Source organism: Rhizobium sp. LjRoot258, assembly GCF_964254185.1.
Classification (GTDB): domain Bacteria; phylum Pseudomonadota; class Alphaproteobacteria; order Rhizobiales; family Rhizobiaceae; genus Rhizobium.
This window is the reverse complement of record NZ_CAXUST020000002.1, coordinates 1,555,382-1,575,057: the sequence shown is the minus strand read 5'-3', so window position 1 is coordinate 1,575,057 and position 19,676 is coordinate 1,555,382. Positions and strand designations below refer to the sequence as shown.

Sequence of the window (19,676 nt, the reverse complement as noted above, 5' to 3'; positions counted from 1 at the left end):
AGACCGGTCGAAGCCGGGATACGCATCTTGCTCAAATTGGTATGGTATAGTACCGTACCATTCTAATGTTGAGATTTTGGAGCGTCCTGGTTTGAGCGGCGAGCATCGTACGAAAAGAGGCGAGGAACGCGTCCGCGCCCTTAAGGAGGCCGCGACAGATATGTTTCTAGAAGATGGCTTTGACGCTGTTTCAGTTGACGGCCTAATTGCCCGCGTAGGGGGTTCTCGGCGTAACGTTTATGACCATTTCGGCGGCAAAGAAGGTCTCTTCGTCGAAGCAGTTGCGGCGCTTTGCGAAGAACTGTCCCGCCCCCTCCATGAACTCCAGATCCAGGGAAGCGACCCGCAGAGATGCCTGACTGTTTTTGGGCAGAAACTGCTGGAGATTGTTTTGCAGCCTCGCACAATCGCACTGCATCGGCTGATGATTGCCGAAGGCCGTCGTTTTCCGGACTTGGCGCAATCCATTTGGAGAGCAGGTCACACGAATGCGCAGCGCATTCTCGCAAAATGTATCCGAGAAGGCCAGGCGGCAGACCTTTTGCGCAACGATATCGAAGCCGAAGATCTGGCTAGTGATTTCATCAACTTAACGATCACATCGATCCAGTTGAAAGCTCTCGTCGGTCTCGAGCAAGAAATTGGCGTTGCCGAAATTGAAAACGCCACGAGTGCTGCTGTCGCGATGTTTCTGAACGGAGCGTTTAAGACTTACCATGTTTCCAACAAAGCATAAGTTCTCGCGTTTATCTGCACTCCAGTATTTACTGGCGGCATTCTTTGTCATTGGAGGTGTTGGCAACATCGCCGCCCCCGCCAGCATCCTGGCTGACTATCAACGGTGGGGCTATCCATGGTGGTTTCATTACGTCACGGGCGTCTTGGAACTAACGACGAGCATCCTCCTTTTATCACGGTACCGTATAGCGGGCGCACTGCTCGGCAGTGCGGCAATGGCAGCAGCAGTGGGCACGGTGGCCTTTCATGGCGAATACACACATGCCATTCCGCCACTTGCAGTTCTCACGTTATGCGCAGCGGCAGCTGCGTTGTTCGGTCGGAAAACTCAAGTGAACACGATCTGAGTACATGCAGGGTTGAGCCCCCCAAACAGTAAGCTGGACGAGGCTCCGGACAGACCAATAGTTTCACAATCGCCAAAATCCTCGTCATGACCGCTGTCGGGCCCAAAGCGGACCCAAGGTCCTTGCTCCTGCCGGTATCAGACAGGCCCAACGGCGCTACGGCTCACAACATGATCCCGTATTGCTGCGGCACTTTCTAAAGGCGACGTGAAAGTCACATCTAACGTGAGCGCGTGTTGGTGCGGGATGTTGAGAACTAGAGCGTTCTGGCTTCGATGCCTTGAAGTCTCTACGTCGATCGATTTCAAGTGCTCGCGCCGTGCGGGAGAGGAAACGCGGCGTGCCAATTCCTCTTCGCGCAAAGCAATCTAACTGGAACAAAAACCGCGTCACACTGTCTGGCGGCTTCAACGAACTGGCGGTAGGTCCGAGTGCTCCGCTCATCTCCTTCGACACCTGCATGGGTGAAGATGAAGTTTGCCGAGGGCGAACTGTAGGTGGCGATTGCATCCAAGACGGTCTGCCGGACCCTTCCAGTGTACTCCCATACTCCTTTTGGCAGCGGAGCAGTCCAGTCCTCATCGAGGAGGCGTAATATCGGGTTGTTGAACCAGTGATTATCGACAGTCTTTGCGGAAATAAGCGAACCGAGTTCTTTGGCGATTGTCAGCTTCCCGACGCCTGGGAACCCCATGAGCAACACGAAAATACTCATCGTCCCGCAACCTCCTCACATCATCCACCCGTATGACAAATGACAATGCAGACTAAGCGACTTCTCGGATATCGCCCAATGACCGCAACTGGCGCGAAGCCGCCGAGGCGTTCGCCCGGATTTGCCCCGTTGCAGTCATTGCGCCTTCGGTGCAGAGCCCCACAACAGCATCAATAAACGCAGAATGCACGGGCGCGCGGCACTGATTGGCCAAACGCTCAGCCCTCCAGCCAGGCTGCGAGGCCATCCAGCGTCTGCAGCCCGTATTCGACCGCGCCGAAGCCGATGACGATCTGACGCCGCTCGGGGCTGGGGTGGAGCTGGCGCATGGTCAGCACCGTCTTGCCGTCGGACTGCTCATCGAAGGTCACCGTGGTGCGGAAACGGTCGGGGTCGTTGGGATCGGGCGTGCCATAGTCCATCACGATCCGCTCGTTCGGCACGATCTCCAGAAAGCGCATGAGGTTCGGGAAGCGCTGCTCCTGGCCCTCGAACACGCCCACCATGTCGAACCGCCAGACCCCACCCTCGCGGATATCGGCCTCGTGGCTCTCGATTCTAAGGCCGGCCGGACCGTACCATTCGGCTAGCGCCTTTGGGTCCATCCAGGCAGCAAAGACCTTGTCGCGTGGGTGATGCAGCAGCTTCACCAGCACGATCTCTCGATTAAGCGACCAAGTGTCAAACAGGTTTGCCATGTTCTTCATCATCCTCTTCCGTCTTGTCCAAGTAGACTTCCAGCCGATCCAACCGCTCGGTCCAGCGCCGGCGCTCCGCTTCCATCCAGTCCGCCGCCTCGTCGAACCGCGCCTGCACCAGCCGGCACCAGCGGCTGCGCCCGCGCTTCTCGCTGGCGATCAGCCCGCAATCTTCCAGCACCTTGAGATGCTGGGCGAAGGAGGGCAGCGCCATGTCGAAAGGCTCGGCCAGGACACTGACCGGCACCTCGCCCTCAGCCAGCCGCGATACCACCGCGCGGCGGGTCGGGTCGCTGAGAGCGTGAAAGGCGAGGTCGAGGGGGGTCGAATGGTAAGGCATGTGCCTAATTAAACCGACCTAGGGCGTTGGTCAAGGATAATAAGGTACTTGCCTTAGTATCTGGCCGCCTAATATTGGGGCGGCTATACAACTACTCGCAAGGAGGGCTCCAGTGGCAGTTCGTGTCGATCTCAATATCTCGCTCGATAGTTTCGCGACAACGACGGACAAGACGCCCGAAGTCCCGTTCGGCGTGCACTGGTCGCGTCTCGTTGGCGCATATGCTGCAACGCGAACGTTCCGTGCGCGCGTACCAAAAGCGGGGCTGGGACCACCGGCGTCGATGACGATTACGCTAAAGAATACTTCGCTGATGTGGGTGCCGAGATCATGGGCGCTGGCATGTTCGGACTCCACAACTTCCCCGACGATTCGAACTGGCGTGGCTGGTGGGGCGATGAGCCGCCCTTCCAAGTTCCAGTCTTCGTTCTCACCCACAACCCTCGACCATCCATAGAGATGGCTGGTGGCACCACTTTGCATTTCCTCGACACCACTCCCGTTGATGCGCTCCAGCAAGCTGTTAGGGCGGCGATCGGCAAAGATGTACGGATTGGCGGTGGCGCAACGGTCGTTCGCCACTTTCTAAGAAAAGATCTTGTCGATCGTCTTCATGTTGCAATTGCGCCGATTCTACTCGGGCGCGGCATACGCCTGTGGGACGATCTGCGCGGCTTAGAAGCTGGGTACACAGTTAAGGCAGAAACGGCCCCGAGTGGCACCATCCACCTCACCTTCCAACGCTAGTCGCTAGCCTGTGACTTAGGGCGATCATGGACTGTCCACAGGCGGTCCACGATGTCGGCTTCTCGAGTTACGAGCCTGGTGCTGACAGTCTGCTTTCGGGCCCAAACCGGACACGGTGTACGTTTTGCAGAACGCCGCCTGATGTTAGTGCAGTCGAAAGCTATTCCGGTAAACCGACTTGACGCAGGGCTGACGCAAATTGGTCCATGGGACCTGCGCCTCCCGATACCTTGATGAAACGGCCTTGTCGGCATAGATGCGAAATTTCTGAGGCTTGCGAGAGTGGCTTGACCGGACTGCTTCTTGCTGAAGATCGGCAATCGTTGCACAGCATGGCTGGCCTTCATCGGCGCAGTCATGGCGTCGGGAACCGTCTCTACGCGCTCAAGGCAACTGATGACGGCTGGCCGGTGGAATGCCGCAGTCTGGCGCCCATTCTACTAGGTTAAGCTTTCTGATCCCCTCAAACGACAAAAATCATGCTATCGTCGATCGGTTCGACAGAAAGGCATCTTTCATGATCGCTCGGCGAGACTTCACTTACGAGGAATGGAGCAGGCTTTTGCAGCTCTACCGGCACGAGAATGCTCCATTGGGGGACGCAATTGCTAAGAGGTTCAGCGAGCTTGGCGTTACTGAAACGTTCGGCGGAATTGGTCTAAGTGCCGCAGCTAAGCGACTGGTTGAGCACGAGCTTCTGATGGAGCGAAGGAACCGGCTTCAGCGATGACGTCAAGGATCCTTTTCATTACCCCGACTTCCAGACCGTCATGAATGCTCGGACCACAGATATGATAGTGAGCGATGGCACTGTTTATGGCGTCCTCGCCGAAGTGGGTGAGCGAACGCTTGTCACACTCTGGCCAAGAGGCCAACATGAAAGTGAAAGAAGCTGTCGTGACGCTCAGACGATCCGCCATATCAAATGGGACACGGCGGTCCGAGGCATGGCTTTCTAATGATCGACCGTCGGGATTAATGGCAATGCGGCGATGCTGATCAAAAGGGTGGTTTCGCAGACGTCAAAACCAGGGATCTTGACGGGCCTTCGGGCCGAGCCCTTGCGCTTTATTACTGCTCCTCTCTACAGCCTATCAGAAGCGTCTACCGGTGTGAACGGGATAAGACATTCATCAAAGCAGAAGTCTGAAGCACCGGATGGCGTCCTCCAACCGATATGGCTTTTTTAAGAATCGGCAACGCTGGGGCAGTGAGGATTGTCGGAGCGCCACCACGGCAGACGTCATAACGATTGCCAACTTTGGCCAATCACGGTGGATGCGAACAGCTAGCCCAACTCCGTCGATATTCCCGGTCATGTTAATCGAGGTGAATACCAAGCCAATGTCATGCTGGGCTTGCAATATGCGCAAGGCATCATCGCCACTCGAGGCGTCGGCAACGTTGAATCCGGCCGCCGCTATCGCGTCGACTGCGGCAGCTCGCGCCTCTGCATTTTCCTCTACGACGAGTATCGTTGGTAGCGGCAAAGCAAGTTGGGCCATCAAGTGCACCTCTACTGGAGTGGTCACCGCAATGAAGCACGGATGTTGCGGCGCAACAATATCTACCTGCCCAATGCTGCCAAACGGCGAGCAGCGTCGCGCCAAGGATCCAGGGCTGATGGCCAGGCGATGGCATCACCGGCAAGGACTTCGGTTGATGCCATCATGATTAGGGCGCGGGCGCGGATCGTGCCCGCGTGCGTCTGTGGGGCAACCCGCCTCCCGTCGAGTTCGACCGATTCGACCTTAGTGGTAACACTTAGAGTAACGCCAGCTGGAACGCTCGCTGTGACGAGCGCACCGTAGCCTCCCGGCAGCCTCCAATTCTGTCCAGTCGATTCTTCGTCGTAGGCTAGGTAATCCAGGACGGATATGCGCTCGAGTTCATCGCCACTAATGAAGCCGCTCATGGCCTACAGATATGCTGACCTGCCACTGAACTTTCATCCGGCAGCGATTAGAGCCTCGGCATGAGATCATTTGCCGTCAGCTGTGTTCCTGATCACAGGTGCCCACTGGTCCGGATTGACCTGATAAGCTGGCATCAGGTTGACCAGGCTCTCGATGTCCTGAGCCCATTTGGAGACCCCGTCACGATCATCCATGCGGTAGAGATTACACATGCGGTCGTCCCTTAAAGCAAAAGCGTCGAATATCTTGGTCTTACATTCAAGCCACCAATTTGATGCTGGCCCAAACCGAGGACCGGCACGGCAGTCTGAAGTTCTAGAGCGTCAGCCGCGATTGCTCCACGCCTGTCTCAGCTTGGCGCTCCAGCGAAGACACCGTTACGCCCAGGAGGTGGATTCCCTTCCGTGTCGGGAAGATTGGCTCCAGAAGTATTTCTACGATTTCCTTGATTGCCGCTGGCGATGGGGTGACTGATGGACGTCAGAATGCAACCAGAGCGACCGTTTCATCATCGATGGTTGTGATTTGGGGACGAACTCTCGACTAGCCGTCGCCCTATATCAAAGCACGCCGAGGGACCAATACGGGCGAGGTTGAAGAATTCACAAATGGACCGACACCTACTCGTCCTCAGCGAAATCAACTGATGAGATGTCAACGTTCCACTCAAAATCCTTCGGCGAAGGTTTGTCCGGCAAGGTCTCCAAGCCTCTATACTTATTGAGCGCCCAGCATGTCCCGTAAACGCCATGCGGCTCAATGATCTTGTAGCTGCTGAGATAGTCGGAGTAAGCTTCAATGCTGAAGCCTGGGCGTTTCGCGACCAATCGGAAGCGCACTACGTTGACCTGCTGGTCGGAGCCGTTGAACAACCGAACGAAAACTGGCTTGGCAGGGTCGAGGCAGCCTTGGGTGCCGCTGCTCGTTCCAACAACCAAACTCGCAGAGTTGTCGCGGCCGGATTGCTGGAAATAAACATAGACCGCAACGCCAGCGCCGACGAAAACGACCGCAATCAGCGCAATTAACGTGGGGCGGGGAAACAGGAAGAAAAAAACTAAAAAAATCGCGACCGCGACTATCATGAAGATCATCGGCGGGTTCCATCTGTTTCATGAGCTGAAGCAGGCACCGATGACGGGCAAGGCTGGTTCGAGGCCGATCTCATTTAACTTTCTTACTCAATCATTTGTGACAATCGAACCACTTTCAAGTTGCCGCCTCTTTGGTTTCGATTTGAAAGATATCGACCATGCGAGGAGACCTACGTCGCCTTCATACAGAACTTTCAGGCAGGTGTCCCCACCAACGGGCTTCTTTCGAACCTTGCCACGCACTCCCGCTTCTTCCCACGCCTCGATTGCAGCCGCGTCGTGGGGCTCACTTTCGCTGAATCGGTCACCCTTTGGGATGTTTCGCCGCCCACTATCGCGCGCACCGAGACCGCCGCCCGGAATCGTCCTTGATCTTAAGACTTCGCTTTTAGGGTGGAAGACCAGGTCCTATATCAATCGAAGAGCCCCTCATGAAGCGCTTTCTCTCCTTGGCTATCCTTACTCTTTGCATCCCCGTAGCGGCCCACGGGGCGACCCTCAATTTTCCCAGTGAGGGACCGTTCGCCAGCATCACCATCCCCGATAGTTGGCAGCCAGAGGAAACGGAAACTGGGGTCCAAGGCACCTCCTCGGATTCCGCAGTTTACCTCTCCGTCGATGTCGCTGACACAAACTCGATCGAGAAGGTCACCAGCGACGCTATCGATTTTCTTTCTCAGAACGGCGTGACCATCGATCCGAAGACACAGAAAGAAACCCCCGTAGAGGAGGTCAATGGTCTGCAGATGACCACCCTTGATTGGGACGGAAAGGACTCAGACGGACCAGTCAGCGTGGGCCTGGCTTTCCTGGCGACGTCCGGTGAGAAGGCGCTTGTCGTGACCTACTGGGGCACGAAGGGCAAGGAGGATAAGCACGACGCCGACCTTGGCAAGATCCTGGCGTCGATCAAGATGGCAAATTAATATCGCTGGGCGATAATCTGAGGCGGGGGCGCCACCCTGTCGTCGCCTCTTTGACGTCGTAGCTCAAGGTGCAGTCCAGTTTGTATCGAACAGGCATCCATCTCTCCACAGGCAACAATCGTCGAACAAACTGGCCTCCTAGATGCGGGATAGCAGCTCGGCTTTCTTTGTTTGAAATTCTTCGTCGGTCAAAATGCCCTTCGCGTGTAGAACACCCAAACGCTCGATCTTCGAGATGACGTCATCATTGTCGATTCCAGGCATTTGGGAGGGTGACGGCTCGGCGGGCTGAAGCCGGGGCTCTTTGTCTCCGCTATCTCCACGGCTCTCATTGGCGTTCGGAGCTTGGAGCACTTTTCGAAGGGTCGAGAGTGCTACCCGGCCATGCTGCGATGTGAAAGAAACATCATGACTGCCACCCTGCTGCTGAGAGAACCCGGAAATCTGATGATCTGCTGTATCGTAAACTGTAGTGTGGTTGCCGTCGCTGATTGCCAGCCGTCGTGTGGACGGGAAGAACGCATACCGCATGGAGTTCTGTGATCCTGAAGAAGCGGGCATTCCCAAATCTCTAGGATACCAACCGCTTGAAAGCTTGAGCCCGTGGCCCTGCTGTTGGCTCTGCCGCAAGCCTTGCTCGTTATAGGCTTTCTGTCGGGCTTCGTCGGCCAGCTCGGAACACAGATCGGCGACTTTGGCTTTCAGTCCGTGGTTGAACATGTCTCCGACCATGACCATGCCACCGTTGGACCATTGGCCCATGCCGCCAAGTTCCGGCAGGTTGAACTGGGCCTGGTATCCGCTGCCCGCAACGAGGGCGGCATAGAGGTCGCGAACGGTGTTGACGCTGACACCATGCTTCTGCGCAAGGGATGAAATCAGCTCTTCCTGACCAGAATGTTTTGCCGTGCCCATTTCGATCAACCCCTTTGTCAAACTCGATCTGTCAGTGACGTGCTATTTAGATCCCAGCTCGTCGTTTTCATCACTGGGCGACCGTAAAAACGTCTTAACATCGCGCCTCTCGCCTTCGGGTAGGGAAGCTATACGCTCCCGCCTTCTGGCGGGCCAGTCGCGCGACGAGCCAATGTTGTCGTCAATCACAGCAAGGCGGCGACCGCCAAGACCTCGGTACTCATCGGCAAGGTCCTTCTCAGTGAGGGCTGAAACCACAGCTGATCACGCAGTCAACACTACCTTAACTTCCGCTTTGACATTCGGCGGTGGATCGTCGTTTACTCGCGTCTGGGTAGTTGGGGCTGGTATTGTGTTCGCGCGTTGGGCTTTGGCCACTTCTTTTTTTCTCTGTCTTTCGTTCTCAAATGTCTTATCTGCCGATATTCAGATTGCGCCGCTCAAAGACAATGTCTCGATAATCTCGGTTTCCGGGGAATTCACGGACGGCGACGATCTCCGGTTTAAGAACTTGGCGATTTCTGCTGATAGCGCCGTTGTCTTCTTCGATAGCATTGGTGGTCTCGCCCAGGTGGGTATGGAGATCGGCCGGACGATCGCCATAAAGGGGTTTTCGACGGCGGTAGCGAATAACCAAATGTGCGCGTCGTCTTGTGGCCTTGCGTGGCCGGCAGGACGACATCGCTTTCTAACGCCGACCTCCAAGATCGGTTTCCACGCCGCGTTCACCGAGGCTGCTGGTCAGCAGGACGTCAGTAGCGCCGGGAACGCGCTGGTCGGCTCATATCTCCAGCAGCTCAATCTCAATCCCAACATAATCGTCTATGTGACCGACACTTCGCCGACCTCTATGCAATGGCTGACGGCCGCAGACGCAAAAAGCATTGGGTTGGATATTGATCTGCTGGAGGGCGGCGAGCCGAGCAGGGCGTCCGCGCCAATTCCGTTCGGCGGCGAAACGACCGCAAAGCTGGAAGCTCCAACGGAGGTGACAGTTACGCCCAATTTGGCAAAGCGTCCTGACTGGCATCTATACGAGCACACTGATTTGCCCGGCTATGACCTGCCGGGAATGCCGCTGAAGCTGTTCACGGTAGAGGACTGAAAACTCGAATGCGACGAGAACGATCGGTGTCGCGCGTTCACTTTCAACGAGGTCCATCACGTCTGCTTTTTGAAAGGCATGGCGACCGAAGCACTGCAATTCAGTGGGGCTGTCTCGGGCTACAAGGGCTTGGAGACAGACATCGCCCGCGTAGGCCACGACTTCGGACCGACTTTGAACTTCCGAAGCAGCAGAGACGTCGAAGTTCTGGGCAAACCTTTTGCCAAGTTCCCAGGAACCACCCTAGCGGCCTGCCAGGACCAATGCGTCGCCACGGCATCATGCCAAGCGTTCAACTTCTACCGGAACGGTATGTGCGCGATGCTGACCGTTCGTAAGCCGACGAGAGGAAACTTGCTCTCGGTTACTGGCGCTCGTGCGAACTGAGCGTCAAAAACTCCACCTCAACTCCTACACCACGCCCGAGAGCGCAATTCTGCCAACCAAAGTAATCGGCTAGATGCGTGCGAGAGAGGACGGTGGCCACGTCGACCGCACGTTTCCGTAGATGTGTCAAAACCAGCGCTCAATCCACCTTGCGTCGAATCGAAAGGTCGCCTTTCAGTTGCGATCAGACTGGAGAGGTTATGAACCGAATTGTACTTGTTTTCGCTGGGGCGGTAGCTCTGATCGGTTGGTTCATGTGGGCACTGGTCCCTTGGCTTGTTGCAATAGTCGGAAAAGACTGGGAGGCCGAGCGGTTAGGCAATGGGGAGATTCCTTTGGTGCACTGAATGCTTTGCTTTCGGCCTGTGCCTTTGTCGCAGGTCTGATCACCCTTAGGATGCAGTCGAAGGAAATTGCTGTCAGCAGGACGAGATCACAAAATACTCAAGAAATATCCTCATTGCGTGCGAAATACACAAAGCTAATTTACAAAGTCTAAGTTGTGTATTATGACAGTATTAGCCGAGGAAATTTGTGACGCAACTGAGATCAGTCTGTCCGTTTTAGACGGGATATCAAGAGGACTCTCAGTATTCTTCGGTTTGCAGCATCATAGCGCGGTCTTTCTCGAATGCATTCTCTGTACCAAATGACCATGTACCAACGTGGGTATGTCCAATGGACCCTGTCGATCGAACCGAAAGGCATGCTCGTCTAAAAGAGCTGACCGACGTACTGTTTCGGACACGCGGGTTTGTGCCAATATTGTTGATCACGGGTGCCGTGGGGTCGGTGCTAGCCTGGATGGCTCAAGGGCAAGACCTTCTCCGGACGGTGACCGATATCGGCCCTGATCACACTGGTTTCAACGGTCAGGTATTTTGGCTCTGTCTCTCAGTTGTCGTTCTCGCATTTCAAGCGTGGTTTTGGGCACACGTGATTGTTGAGTCCGAGTTTGGTGCCCGCGAGCGGTGGCCATACAAGCTCTATCTTACTTGGGCGCCTCGGCTGTTAGGGCTTGTTCCATTTGGGCTGCTCTTTATCGCCCTATGGCGAGTCAGTTCGGCAACCGCGTGGCTCGCATGGGTCCTTGGGGGACTCGGACTTGCCTTCCTTATTACATTATGGGCCCGTCTTCCCCTAACGCGAGCGATGCAGCGTACGTCAGATCACCTACAACGAACCGGAAACGAGCGCGCAGCTGCCGCAATAGCGGTTCCATTGCGAAATCTGCGGCGGATTATTTTTTGGTTCGGTGTTGTGTACGCCAGTATTACATTGGCACTAATTGCCATTGATCCTGTTACACTGCCTGTTTTTTTCGGCCCCGCAGCCGTGGTGCTAACAGGATGTGCTCTACTCATCCCATTGCTAATTACGCTGCTGCTCATCGGGGGCAGGTTCCACCTGCGCATTGGAATAAGCCTCCTACTGCTGATAGTGGTCTTTAGCTTATGGGTAGATAACCACGAAATTCGGTTATCGAGTTCCAATCCAGAACTGCAGAAACGCGCGATTGCCAGTCGCCCGTCGCTCCAGGAAGCCTACGTTAAGTGGAGAAGCCAGTTTCCCCCGTTGCCGGCAAGACCGATCCCACTGATCCTCATAGCAAGTGAGGGGGGAGCTTCACGCGCCGGTTATTGGACCGCCGCAGTTCTGTCGCAGTTAGAGATGGAAACCCGTGGCGAATTTTCAAAGCATGTTTTTGCCATCAGCTCGATCTCTGGTGGGAGTCTCGGGGTCGCCGGTTTTTTGGCGAGCATCCATGATGAAAAAACGAAATCTGAAATCGCTGCTGGCAAAACAACATTGAGGAAGGCCGTCTCGGATTTTGTCGGCCGAGATTATCTGAGCCCGGCACTTGCGGGAATGCTGTTCCCGGATCTGACCCAGCGGTTTTTACCGCTATCTTTTTTACCTGACAGATCCGCGGCCTTGGAGCGTGGATGGGAAGATGGATGGATAGCACGATGCAGAGCCATTCCGTGCGATGACCAGGACCTACTCAAGAACGATTTTTTATCTCTTTGGCCCATGGAGCCATCCCATGGCTGGCTCCCGGCGTGGTTCATCGGAGGCGCCTTACAAGAAGACGGTCGGCCGATCCTGACAGGTAATATACGGCTTGGTGACGCGGTCGACGCCTGGGATTTCCACTTGGTGGCGGGCCGGGATGTGCGGCTCTCAACCGCAATATTGAACGGCGCCCGTTTTCCTTACATCAGCTCCAGCGGAACACTCTCAAACCCCGCTATGCCTCAGGCCGTTGGCTCGGTGCACATCGTCGATGGCGGCTATTTCGACGCCGCAGGGGTAGAGACAGTTCGAGGGCTAGCGCAGATCATGCTAGCCAAAGGAGGTCCGGCAGCACAAGATGCCATTCAGCCCATTTTTTTGCTGATCTCTAATGACGGTATAAATCCACCATATACCTTCGAGACGGGAGCCCGGATTGTTCACACATCAGTGCCATTAGCTTGCCGTGGACAAGCGGTGAAATCTGGGTGCCCAGGAAACGACGGCGGCCTCACCACAGTCGCGCCGGATCTATTTGGGCCGGTCCAAGGATTGTACCGGAGCCGCAGCGCACACGGAGAGCGACTTAAGACTCTTCTTTATAGATATGCCCCAAGCCAAGCTGAGCAAAAAAGCGAAACGAAGGTCTACACCATAGATCTTTGTTCCATGGAAGTCCCGATGAACTGGGCGCTTTCTCAAAATGCTCGCCGCGTGGTTGACGACCTTCTCTCTATAAGGCCCGCAAGCGAAAAGCGGGGTTGCGAGCAACAAAACAACAAGGATTTCGGGGCGCTTGTTAAACTACTACAGCCTTAGATGCCAATGTCCCTTCGGGCGGCATTTTCGTTGCTGCGGAAAGAGCTTTGGGATGTCGATCATGGTTCTCCCCGTGAACTAGACTTCAGCTGAACCAGAACGACCTTCGGTTTATTTGGAACTTTGCAAAGATCGGTTACAAATCTAGGGGCAAACTATGTCTTCCGATTCTGCACGCCAGAGTGATCTAGGGGTTCTTCACCCTGTCGTACGTGACGCTGTCGAACGAGTGATAGCGCAGCTGCAGGCAGAGCAAATTCCCTTCCAGGTATTCGAAGCCTACCGTTCTCCTCAGCGACAACGGATGTTGTTCGCCCAGGGCCGAACCGCGCCTGGAGATATTGTTACGAAGGCCCGTCCATGGTCTTCGTATCATCAATTCGGTTTGGCGGTGGACTTCGTTCTCCGCATCGACGGGAATTGGAGCTGGTCGTCAAAAGGGAAATTTAGCAAGTTGTGGGAGCGGCTCCATGCAATTGGGCTTGCCAATAGTCTTGAGCCTCTCAGCTGGGAGCTTCCTCACCTTCAATACAATGGCACCACGATAGAGAAGCTCCGCAGGGGAGAATTTCCGCCCCTTGGAGATGAGGCGTGGGCTGACAATCTAGCCGCGACGATTGCTGGCTGGTCGGGAAGCGAGACGGCGCCGCCCCCGCCTCTGGACAGCGTAGGGCGACCGGCGATTAGCCTCGGAGCATTGGAAGAGGAGGCAGAAGCGGACACATTCGGAAGCTTCTCGGCACCGACGGATGACGCGGTCAACGAGCAGCCCGATCTTGGACTTACCGCGGGGGTTATCACGGCCGCTCAAGCATCTGATCGGATTTGGGGCGTCCCGGCTTCGGTCTCGTTGGCGCAGTTTATCCTTGAAAGCGCCGGTGGAAAACGAATGCCTCCAGGATCGAACAACCCCTTCGGGATCAAAGCTAGAAACGACGAACCCTATGTGCTTGCTCGGACAGGCGAAGTTCTAAATGGAAAGAGGGTCACCATAACGGCACGATTCAGAAAGTTCGCCAATTTCGATGAAGCGTTTTCGCAACATGGGCGACTTCTCGGCACATCATCGTACTATAAGAAAGCGATGGCAGTTAAAGAGGACCCTTTGGCCTTTTCAAACGCTCTCACAGGCGTCTACGCCACGGACCCCGATTACGGCAAGAAGCTTATGCGTCTGATTAACCAGCATGATCTGATTGTTTACGACAAAGAAAATGCCAGCTCCGTGCATCCTGAGGAAGCTAGCACCGGTACCCCAGGAGTTACGTCAGTGATCCTTCGGTTTGGAGAAAGGGGCGAAACGGTCCGCGCCCTGCAGCAAATGCTCAAGGCGACCGGCTACAGTGTCGGCGCGGTCGACGGCATATACGGCAGCCTAACACGCGCGGCTGTAGGAGCCTTCCAGGCGGATAACAACCTGCCCATGACTGGGGTGGCGGACGGTACGACTATGGCCCTACTGAACAAGGCGCCAGCTCGACCCCTCGACCGTGATCGCGTGAATGCCACGGAGGCCGATCTGGTAAAAGAGGGGTCCAGAACGGTGATCGAAGCCCGTCGAACCAAGCTTCTTGGATGGATGTCGGGGATTTTCGGAGCGCTCGGAATCGGGAACAGCACTGTTGTAACGGCTAGCGGCGCGTCCCCAACGCCGGTTCCTGGTCTTGACGCTTTTGTTGCGCAGCTGCAGACCTACCTAGCCAATCCAACGGCACCAAACTCGATTACAATACTCGACGAGCTTCGTAAAAGTGCTCCCCTGATTGCTGAAGCGCTTAAGACGGTCAGCGCCGGAAACCTTCCCGATCTGATCACAAAGCTGCAGCCGTTGATAGCTGGACAGGCAACCGCAAGCACCCTCCAACCTCTTCGCACCGTATTCGACTTGCTCGCGAATGGTCTGCAGGGTGCCCCGGGTTTGCAATCGGTTGCACAAGTAATCGCCTCGATCGCGGCAAGCATCATTCCCGGATTCGGTGGGTCCGCAGTCGCTCTTGGAATTGGTCTCCTCGCCCACTACTTTGGCTCGAAGATCTCTCAAGCACGTGTTGAGGAGCACAGAGAGGGAAGCAATCTTAACCGCTGAACCGCTCCGGCGTGATAGACATCACGCAAGTACCTTTGGACATTTCGCATCTCAAATCCACCTGACCGACACGCGTGACCTTCGCGTGTCGCCACTCAGCTTCAGGCGCGGGAAAACTGCCCGCGGGCAGACACGGTCGGTTGTTCAGCGGAACCGGTTCCGCTGAAGGGCGAAAGAAGATGTCTTCTCATCTGTGAGTAGCCGAGCAAAGCGATCAGCACGGAGAAGATTCTCGCGATTCGCGAAAACTGCGACAACAAAAATGGTGTCTAGGAATGACATGCCGTGCGAAGAGGACGGCCCGCTGTAACGAAGGTCGCTTCAGCAGCCTACCCCGACGGAAATGATGACGTCCCAGGGAGTGGTGTAGCTCGATAGCGGTGGTCACCAGTGTTTTCCGGTAGGGTCGGGTTGTTCAAGACCAACCTGATGGAAAGACCACCGATGACCGACGATATGATGAACGTGCGCTCGCTTGTTGAGAAGAGTGCTGACGCCGATTTGTTGCGTGAGATGATCGGCTTTGCGGCCGAGCGGCTGATGGAGCTGGAGGTTGGCAGTGCGACCGGTGCTGGCTACGGCGAGAAGAATGCGATGCGGTTGGCGCAACGCAACGGCTACCGCGACCGGGATTGGGAGACACGCGCCGGAACGGTCGAGCTTCGCATTCCGAAGCTGCGCAAGGGCAGCTATTTCCCAAGCTTCCTCGAACCGCGTCGGATGGCGGAGAAGGCTCTGACCGCGGTCATCCAGGAAGCGTACATTCAGGGCATCTCGACGCGTTCTGTCGACGATCTGGTCAAAGCGATGGGCATGAGCGGCATCTCCAAAAGCCAGGTAAGCCGCCTGTGCGAAGAGATCGACGTCAAGGTGAAGGCGTTCCTCGAAAGACCGATCGAGGGCGATTGGCCTTATCTGTGGATCGATGCCACCTACCTGAAAGTCAGACGCGGTGGCCGCATCGTTTCCGTTGCCGTCATCATCGCCGTTGGCGTCAACACCGATGGCCGGCGCGAGGTTCTGGGCATGGAAGTTGGCACATCCGAAGCCGAGCCAATCTGGACGGAGTTCCTGCGCAGGCTTACGCGCCGAGGTTTGCGCGGCGTGAAGCTCGTCGTCTCCGACGCCCATGAGGGACTCAAGGCTGCCGTTACCAAGGTTCTCAGCGCCACCTGGCAACGATGCCGGGTTCACTTCATGAGGAACGTGCTGGCGCATGCCGGAAAGAGCGGCAGGCGTGTCGTCTCCGCCTTCATCGCCACGGCATTCGCCCAGGATACGGCGGAATCTGCCAGCACGCAGTGGCGCAATGTTGCCGACCAGATAAGACCAAAAGTGCCGAAGCTCGCCGCCATTATGGATGATGCCGAAGAGGATGTGCTCGCCTACATGACTTTCCCGAAAGAGCACCGGGCAAAGCTGCACTCGACCAATCCAATCGAGCGCCTCAATGGCGAGATCAAGCGCCGCACCGAGGTCGTCGGCATCTTTCCCAACGACGAAGCCATTGTCCGTCTCGTCGGCGCATTACTGCTCGAACAGAACGATGAGTGGGCCGTTCAGCGGGCCAGGTATATGACACTTGAGACTATGGCGTCGATGAGCGATGATCCGCAAATCAGCCTGCCTGCAGTCGCACGCTGATATCCCCTCCGGCCCTTGCCGGAAAGCACGGCCATCAGGCGCGAGCTACACCACCCATCGGGACACCATCGACGGAAATCGGCAAAGATTCGCGTTAACACTTTGTCAATCGTTGCCGCCGAACCCTGGATCCGGGCTGATACGTCAGTCTGTTCCTCACAACAACCCTTCGGGAAGATTCTGAGGTGCGGCGCTACGCTCATACTCCGCAGAGGTCTGCCCTGGGCGACGCCCCTCTGATGGGATTCAGTTTGCGTACTGCTCCCACCCAATGGGGCAGGGGCAGCTCCGGCGTCCTCGAAAATCCAGGGTATTCTTCTAGGGGATTACACCGGCGATCGTTGCAGCCCAAAAGCGTCGGGAAGACCCTAAGCGCCCTTTTTGACCGTGATACCGTGCAGAGGGAAGATTCTAGCGCTTATCGCCAGGTACTGCTTTCTGAACCGACGGGCGCAAATAAATAACTGTTTAGATACACGTGTTTACTATGTGATATCAATGACGTAGGTAACTTTTCTGGGTATCGTTCGGTCCATCCAAGCTTGACAGCTTTAAGGTTTCGCTGTCTGTTCGACATGAGAAAATCCCCCAAAGACTCATACGCGGGGCGCAAGAAACTTCCGAGGAGGCATTGCTGTTATGTTGAGATTTGCGGTCGTCGGGATCGATCATGGACATACGTTCGATCACGTGAAGGGCCTGCTTGCCGCGGGTGCAGAATTCGTCGGCTATTGCCCGCAGACATCCGTGCCGGCGCTGTTGGAAGCTTTCCAGAGAACCTATCCGGAAGCCCCACAGATCGACCGCGAGACGATTTTCGCCGATCCGTCGATCGACGTCATCTGCATCGCTGCGATCCCTCGTGACCGCGCAGGCCTGGCCATCCGAGCCATGAAGGCCGGCAAGGACGTGATGACCGACAAACCCGGTGTGACGACGTTTGCTCAGCTCGAAGAGGTGAAGCGCGCCGTCGCCGAGACCGGCCGCATCTTTTCGATCTGCTTTTCCGAGCGTCATTGCGTGCGATCCGCCGTCAAGGCTGGCAAGCTCGTCAACGAGGGGGCGATCGGCACGGTCATCCAGACGCTCGGCATCGGACCACACAGGCTGCAACTGCCGACGCGGCCGGACTGGTTCTTCGATCCGGAAAAATTCGGCGGCATCATCGTCGACATCGCTTCGCACCAGGTTGACCAGTTTCTCTTCTATACGGGTTCGACGAGCGGCGAAGTCGTGGCAAGCTCGGTCGGCAATTTCGGGATGCCGGACAGGCCTGCCTTCCAGGACTTCGGCGAAGTCCTGCTGCGTTCAGACAAGGCCTCGGGCTACGTGCGCGTCGACTGGTTCACGCCGGAAGCGCTACCGACCTGGGGCGACGGCCGCCTGACGATTCTCGGTACCGACGGCTATATCGAATTGCGCAAGTATATCGACATCGCCGGACGCCCGGGCAAGGACCATCTATTCCTCGTCAACGGCAAGGAGATGAGCCACATCGATTGCAGCGGCGAGAGGCTCGACTATTTCGATGCCTTTGCTGCCGACGTGCGCGACCGCAGCGAGACGGCGATGTCCCAGGCTCATGTCTACGAGGTCTGCCGCCTTTCGCTCGAAGCGCAATCAAGGGCTGCGCGCCTGGGTCATCGCTGAGGAAGCCACCATGTCCAAGAAGTTTCGTGTCGGCGTCATCGGAGCGGGGATCGCCTCGCGCCACCTGACTGGCTTTTCCTGGAACAAGGAAATGTTTGACGTTGCTGTTCTCTGCTCTTTGGACGAGGACCGCGGCAGGGCGCTTTGCGAAGAGTTCGGTATTCCTGAATACACGCAGAATGCCGAGACGATGATTGCTCGCTCAGATCTTGATATCATCGACATCTGCACGCCGCCAAGTTCGCACTTCGAACTGTGCCGCAAAGCGATCGAGGCCGGAAAGCATGTCATCTGCGAAAAGCCGCTGTTCGGCTCGATCGCCGAAGTGGACGAGATGGCCCGTATCGTCGCGCGCGCCGAGGGCCCCAGGCTCATGCCGATCTTCCAGTATCGCTATGGTTCCGGACTCCAGAAACTGAAGATGCTGATAGATCTCGGCCTAACCGGCACCCCGTTCCTGACCACGATCGAGACCCATTGGTGGCGCGGCCCGGATTACTATGCCGTCCCGTGGCGGGGAAAATGGGCGACCGAGTTCGGTGGCGGCCTGCTTGGCCACGCGATCCACGCGCACGACATGCTGAACTATATCCATGGCGCATGTGCCGAGATCTTCTCCTACGGGGCGACGCTGGTAAATCAGATCCAGGTCGAGGATACGGCGGCATTGTCAGTGAAGATGAAGAACAGTTCGCTGGCGACGCTGTCGATGACGCTCGGCTCCCGCAAGGAGATCTCTCGTCTGCGGTTCTGCTTCGCCGATCTCGTCGTCGAGAGTATTGTCGAGCCCTATACGATGGGGCGCGACCCCTGGACCTTCGTTGCTGGCACGGAAGAGCATCAGAAACGCGTGGATGACGCGCTTGCTGGCTATGTCGTCAAGGAAGACGGCTATACCAGACAGTTCGAACTCTTCCACCATGCGCTGACGACCGGCGGCGAGCCGCCGGTGACGTTGGAAGATGCCCGCAACTCGCTTGAGCTTGTCACCGCCGCCTATCATTCGCAGCGCACCGGCGTGCCGACGAAACTGCCGATCCTCTCGGATCATCCGCTCTATCATTCCTGGTTGCCGGAAGAAGAGCGACGTCAGGCCGCTGGAGGCTGAGGCGGAAATGGTGAGAAGCTTCGAGCATGTCGGCATGGTGACCGGCGACATGGACCGGTCGCTTGCCTTCTATTGCGACCTTCTCGGTCTGCGCCTTCATCTGCGCAAGACGATGACCAATGGCACAGAAGTGGCTTTCCTCGATGCCGGCGGCGGCATGCTGGAGATCTTCGCTCCGCCCGCAGGCGCGGCGCGTGCTCCAGACCTGCCGCCGGCTACATCAGGCGTGCTGCATGTTACCTTCCTTGTCGAGAGCGTCGACGAAAGCTTTGCAAAGTTGGAAGCGGCAGGCGTCGCGATCAAGGAGAGGCCGCGCCCTGCGGTCAATTCGGAAATGCTTGACAGGGTCGCATTCCTTCGCGACCCCGACGGTATCATTGTCGAGATCGCCGAGCGCCGCCACGCGTTGAAGCGGTCCTGATCTG

The 19,676-nt window shown here is 56.5% G+C and carries 17 protein-coding genes and 4 pseudogenes; 13 read left to right on the top strand and 8 right to left on the bottom strand.

Annotated features, from left to right (window positions below; all coding sequences use genetic code 11):
- Positions 1-76 precede the first annotated feature (76 nt).
- Together ACSQ9D_RS28200 and ACSQ9D_RS28195 are read left to right on the top strand one after the other, a co-directional pair.
- Positions 77-736, top strand: coding sequence for a TetR/AcrR family transcriptional regulator (locus ACSQ9D_RS28200; protein ID WP_436285096.1), 660 nt, complete (start codon positions 77-79; stop codon positions 734-736).
- Positions 717-1,085 carry a DoxX family protein gene (locus ACSQ9D_RS28195; RefSeq protein ID WP_436285095.1) on the top strand — a complete coding sequence of 123 codons (369 nt, stop codon included), beginning with the start codon at positions 717-719 and terminating at the stop codon, positions 1,083-1,085. Before ACSQ9D_RS28200 ends, ACSQ9D_RS28195 begins: the two co-directional genes overlap by 20 nt.
- 137 nt (positions 1,086-1,222) lie before the next feature.
- Here the strand turns inward: ACSQ9D_RS28195 and ACSQ9D_RS28190 are convergent.
- From ACSQ9D_RS28190 to ACSQ9D_RS28180, 3 genes and pseudogenes are all read right to left on the bottom strand, one after another.
- Positions 1,223-1,800, bottom strand: a pseudogene (locus ACSQ9D_RS28190) (chloramphenicol phosphotransferase).
- Positions 1,801-2,018: 218 nt separating this feature from the next.
- Complete coding sequence (locus ACSQ9D_RS28185) at positions 2,019-2,507, bottom strand: SRPBCC family protein (protein WP_436285094.1); 489 nt, start codon at positions 2,505-2,507, stop codon at positions 2,019-2,021.
- Complete coding sequence (locus ACSQ9D_RS28180; RefSeq protein WP_436285093.1) at positions 2,482-2,838, bottom strand: ArsR/SmtB family transcription factor; 357 nt, start codon at positions 2,836-2,838, stop codon at positions 2,482-2,484. Before ACSQ9D_RS28180 ends, ACSQ9D_RS28185 begins: the two co-directional genes overlap by 26 nt.
- Before the next feature lie 112 nt (positions 2,839-2,950).
- Between ACSQ9D_RS28180 and ACSQ9D_RS28175 the strand changes: the two are divergent.
- A pseudogene (locus tag ACSQ9D_RS28175) lies at positions 2,951-3,585 on the top strand (dihydrofolate reductase family protein).
- Positions 3,586-4,718: 1,133 nt separating this feature from the next.
- Here ACSQ9D_RS28175 and ACSQ9D_RS28170 read toward each other — a convergent pair.
- From ACSQ9D_RS28170 to ACSQ9D_RS28155, 4 genes and pseudogenes are all read right to left on the bottom strand, one after another.
- Entirely contained in the window at positions 4,719-5,090 is a 372-nt protein-coding gene (locus ACSQ9D_RS28170) for a response regulator (RefSeq protein WP_436285092.1), read from the bottom strand.
- A 62-nt stretch (positions 5,091-5,152) separates the two neighbouring features.
- The gene (locus ACSQ9D_RS28165; RefSeq protein ID WP_436285091.1) at positions 5,153-5,500 is read right to left on the bottom strand and encodes a hypothetical protein; all 348 of its coding nucleotides are present in this window, start codon (positions 5,498-5,500) and stop codon (positions 5,153-5,155) included.
- 69 nt (positions 5,501-5,569) lie between these two features.
- Positions 5,570-5,713 (bottom strand): annotated as a pseudogene (locus ACSQ9D_RS28160) (SOS response-associated peptidase); the annotation flags it as partial.
- Between the two features lie 408 nt (positions 5,714-6,121).
- Positions 6,122-6,595, bottom strand: coding sequence for a hypothetical protein (locus tag ACSQ9D_RS28155; RefSeq protein ID WP_436285090.1), 474 nt, complete (start codon positions 6,593-6,595; stop codon positions 6,122-6,124).
- A 431-nt stretch (positions 6,596-7,026) separates the two neighbouring features.
- Between ACSQ9D_RS28155 and ACSQ9D_RS28150 the strand changes: the two genes are divergently transcribed.
- Positions 7,027-7,521 (top strand): histidine kinase, encoded by a 495-nt coding sequence (locus ACSQ9D_RS28150; RefSeq protein ID WP_436285089.1) that lies wholly within the window; start codon positions 7,027-7,029, stop codon positions 7,519-7,521.
- Positions 7,522-7,659: 138 nt separating this feature from the next.
- On the opposite strand, the gene ACSQ9D_RS28145 is transcribed toward ACSQ9D_RS28150, so the two are convergent.
- Complete coding sequence (locus ACSQ9D_RS28145) at positions 7,660-8,436, bottom strand: SHOCT domain-containing protein (RefSeq protein WP_436285088.1); 777 nt, start codon at positions 8,434-8,436, stop codon at positions 7,660-7,662.
- Positions 8,437-8,788: 352 nt separating this feature from the next.
- On the opposite strand from ACSQ9D_RS28145, the gene ACSQ9D_RS28140 reads away from it, so the two are divergent.
- The 9 genes and pseudogenes from ACSQ9D_RS28140 (at position 8,789) to ACSQ9D_RS28100 (ending at position 19,672) form a co-directional block, all read left to right on the top strand.
- Entirely contained in the window at positions 8,789-9,541 is a 753-nt protein-coding gene (locus ACSQ9D_RS28140; protein WP_436285087.1) for a hypothetical protein, read from the top strand.
- A 12-nt stretch (positions 9,542-9,553) separates the two neighbouring features.
- Positions 9,554-9,622: pseudogene (locus tag ACSQ9D_RS28135) on the top strand (hypothetical protein); the annotation flags it as partial.
- On the top strand, positions 9,620-9,928 hold the full coding sequence (locus tag ACSQ9D_RS28130) for a PAN domain-containing protein (protein ID WP_436285086.1): 309 nt from the start codon (positions 9,620-9,622) through the stop codon (positions 9,926-9,928). The pseudogene ACSQ9D_RS28135 and the gene ACSQ9D_RS28130, both read left to right, overlap by 3 nt.
- Positions 9,929-10,606: 678 nt before the next feature.
- Positions 10,607-12,763, top strand: coding sequence for a hypothetical protein (locus ACSQ9D_RS28125; RefSeq protein ID WP_436285085.1), 2,157 nt, complete (start codon positions 10,607-10,609; stop codon positions 12,761-12,763).
- A 157-nt stretch (positions 12,764-12,920) separates the two neighbouring features.
- Complete coding sequence (locus tag ACSQ9D_RS28120) at positions 12,921-14,849, top strand: glucosaminidase domain-containing protein (RefSeq protein ID WP_436285084.1); 1,929 nt, start codon at positions 12,921-12,923, stop codon at positions 14,847-14,849.
- A gap of 444 nt (positions 14,850-15,293) precedes the next feature.
- Positions 15,294-16,493, top strand: coding sequence for an IS256 family transposase (locus tag ACSQ9D_RS28115; RefSeq protein ID WP_112649826.1), 1,200 nt, complete (start codon positions 15,294-15,296; stop codon positions 16,491-16,493).
- Positions 16,494-17,132: 639 nt separating this feature from the next.
- A complete protein-coding gene (locus ACSQ9D_RS28110) occupies positions 17,133-18,143 on the top strand; it encodes a Gfo/Idh/MocA family protein (RefSeq protein ID WP_436285083.1) in 1,011 nt (336 codons plus the stop codon).
- A 10-nt stretch (positions 18,144-18,153) separates the two neighbouring features.
- Positions 18,154-19,251 (top strand): Gfo/Idh/MocA family protein, encoded by a 1,098-nt coding sequence (locus ACSQ9D_RS28105; RefSeq protein ID WP_436285082.1) that lies wholly within the window; start codon positions 18,154-18,156, stop codon positions 19,249-19,251.
- Positions 19,252-19,258: 7 nt separating this feature from the next.
- Positions 19,259-19,672 carry a VOC family protein gene (locus ACSQ9D_RS28100; RefSeq protein WP_436285081.1) on the top strand — a complete coding sequence of 138 codons (414 nt, stop codon included), beginning with the start codon at positions 19,259-19,261 and terminating at the stop codon, positions 19,670-19,672.
- Positions 19,673-19,676 lie beyond the last annotated feature (4 nt).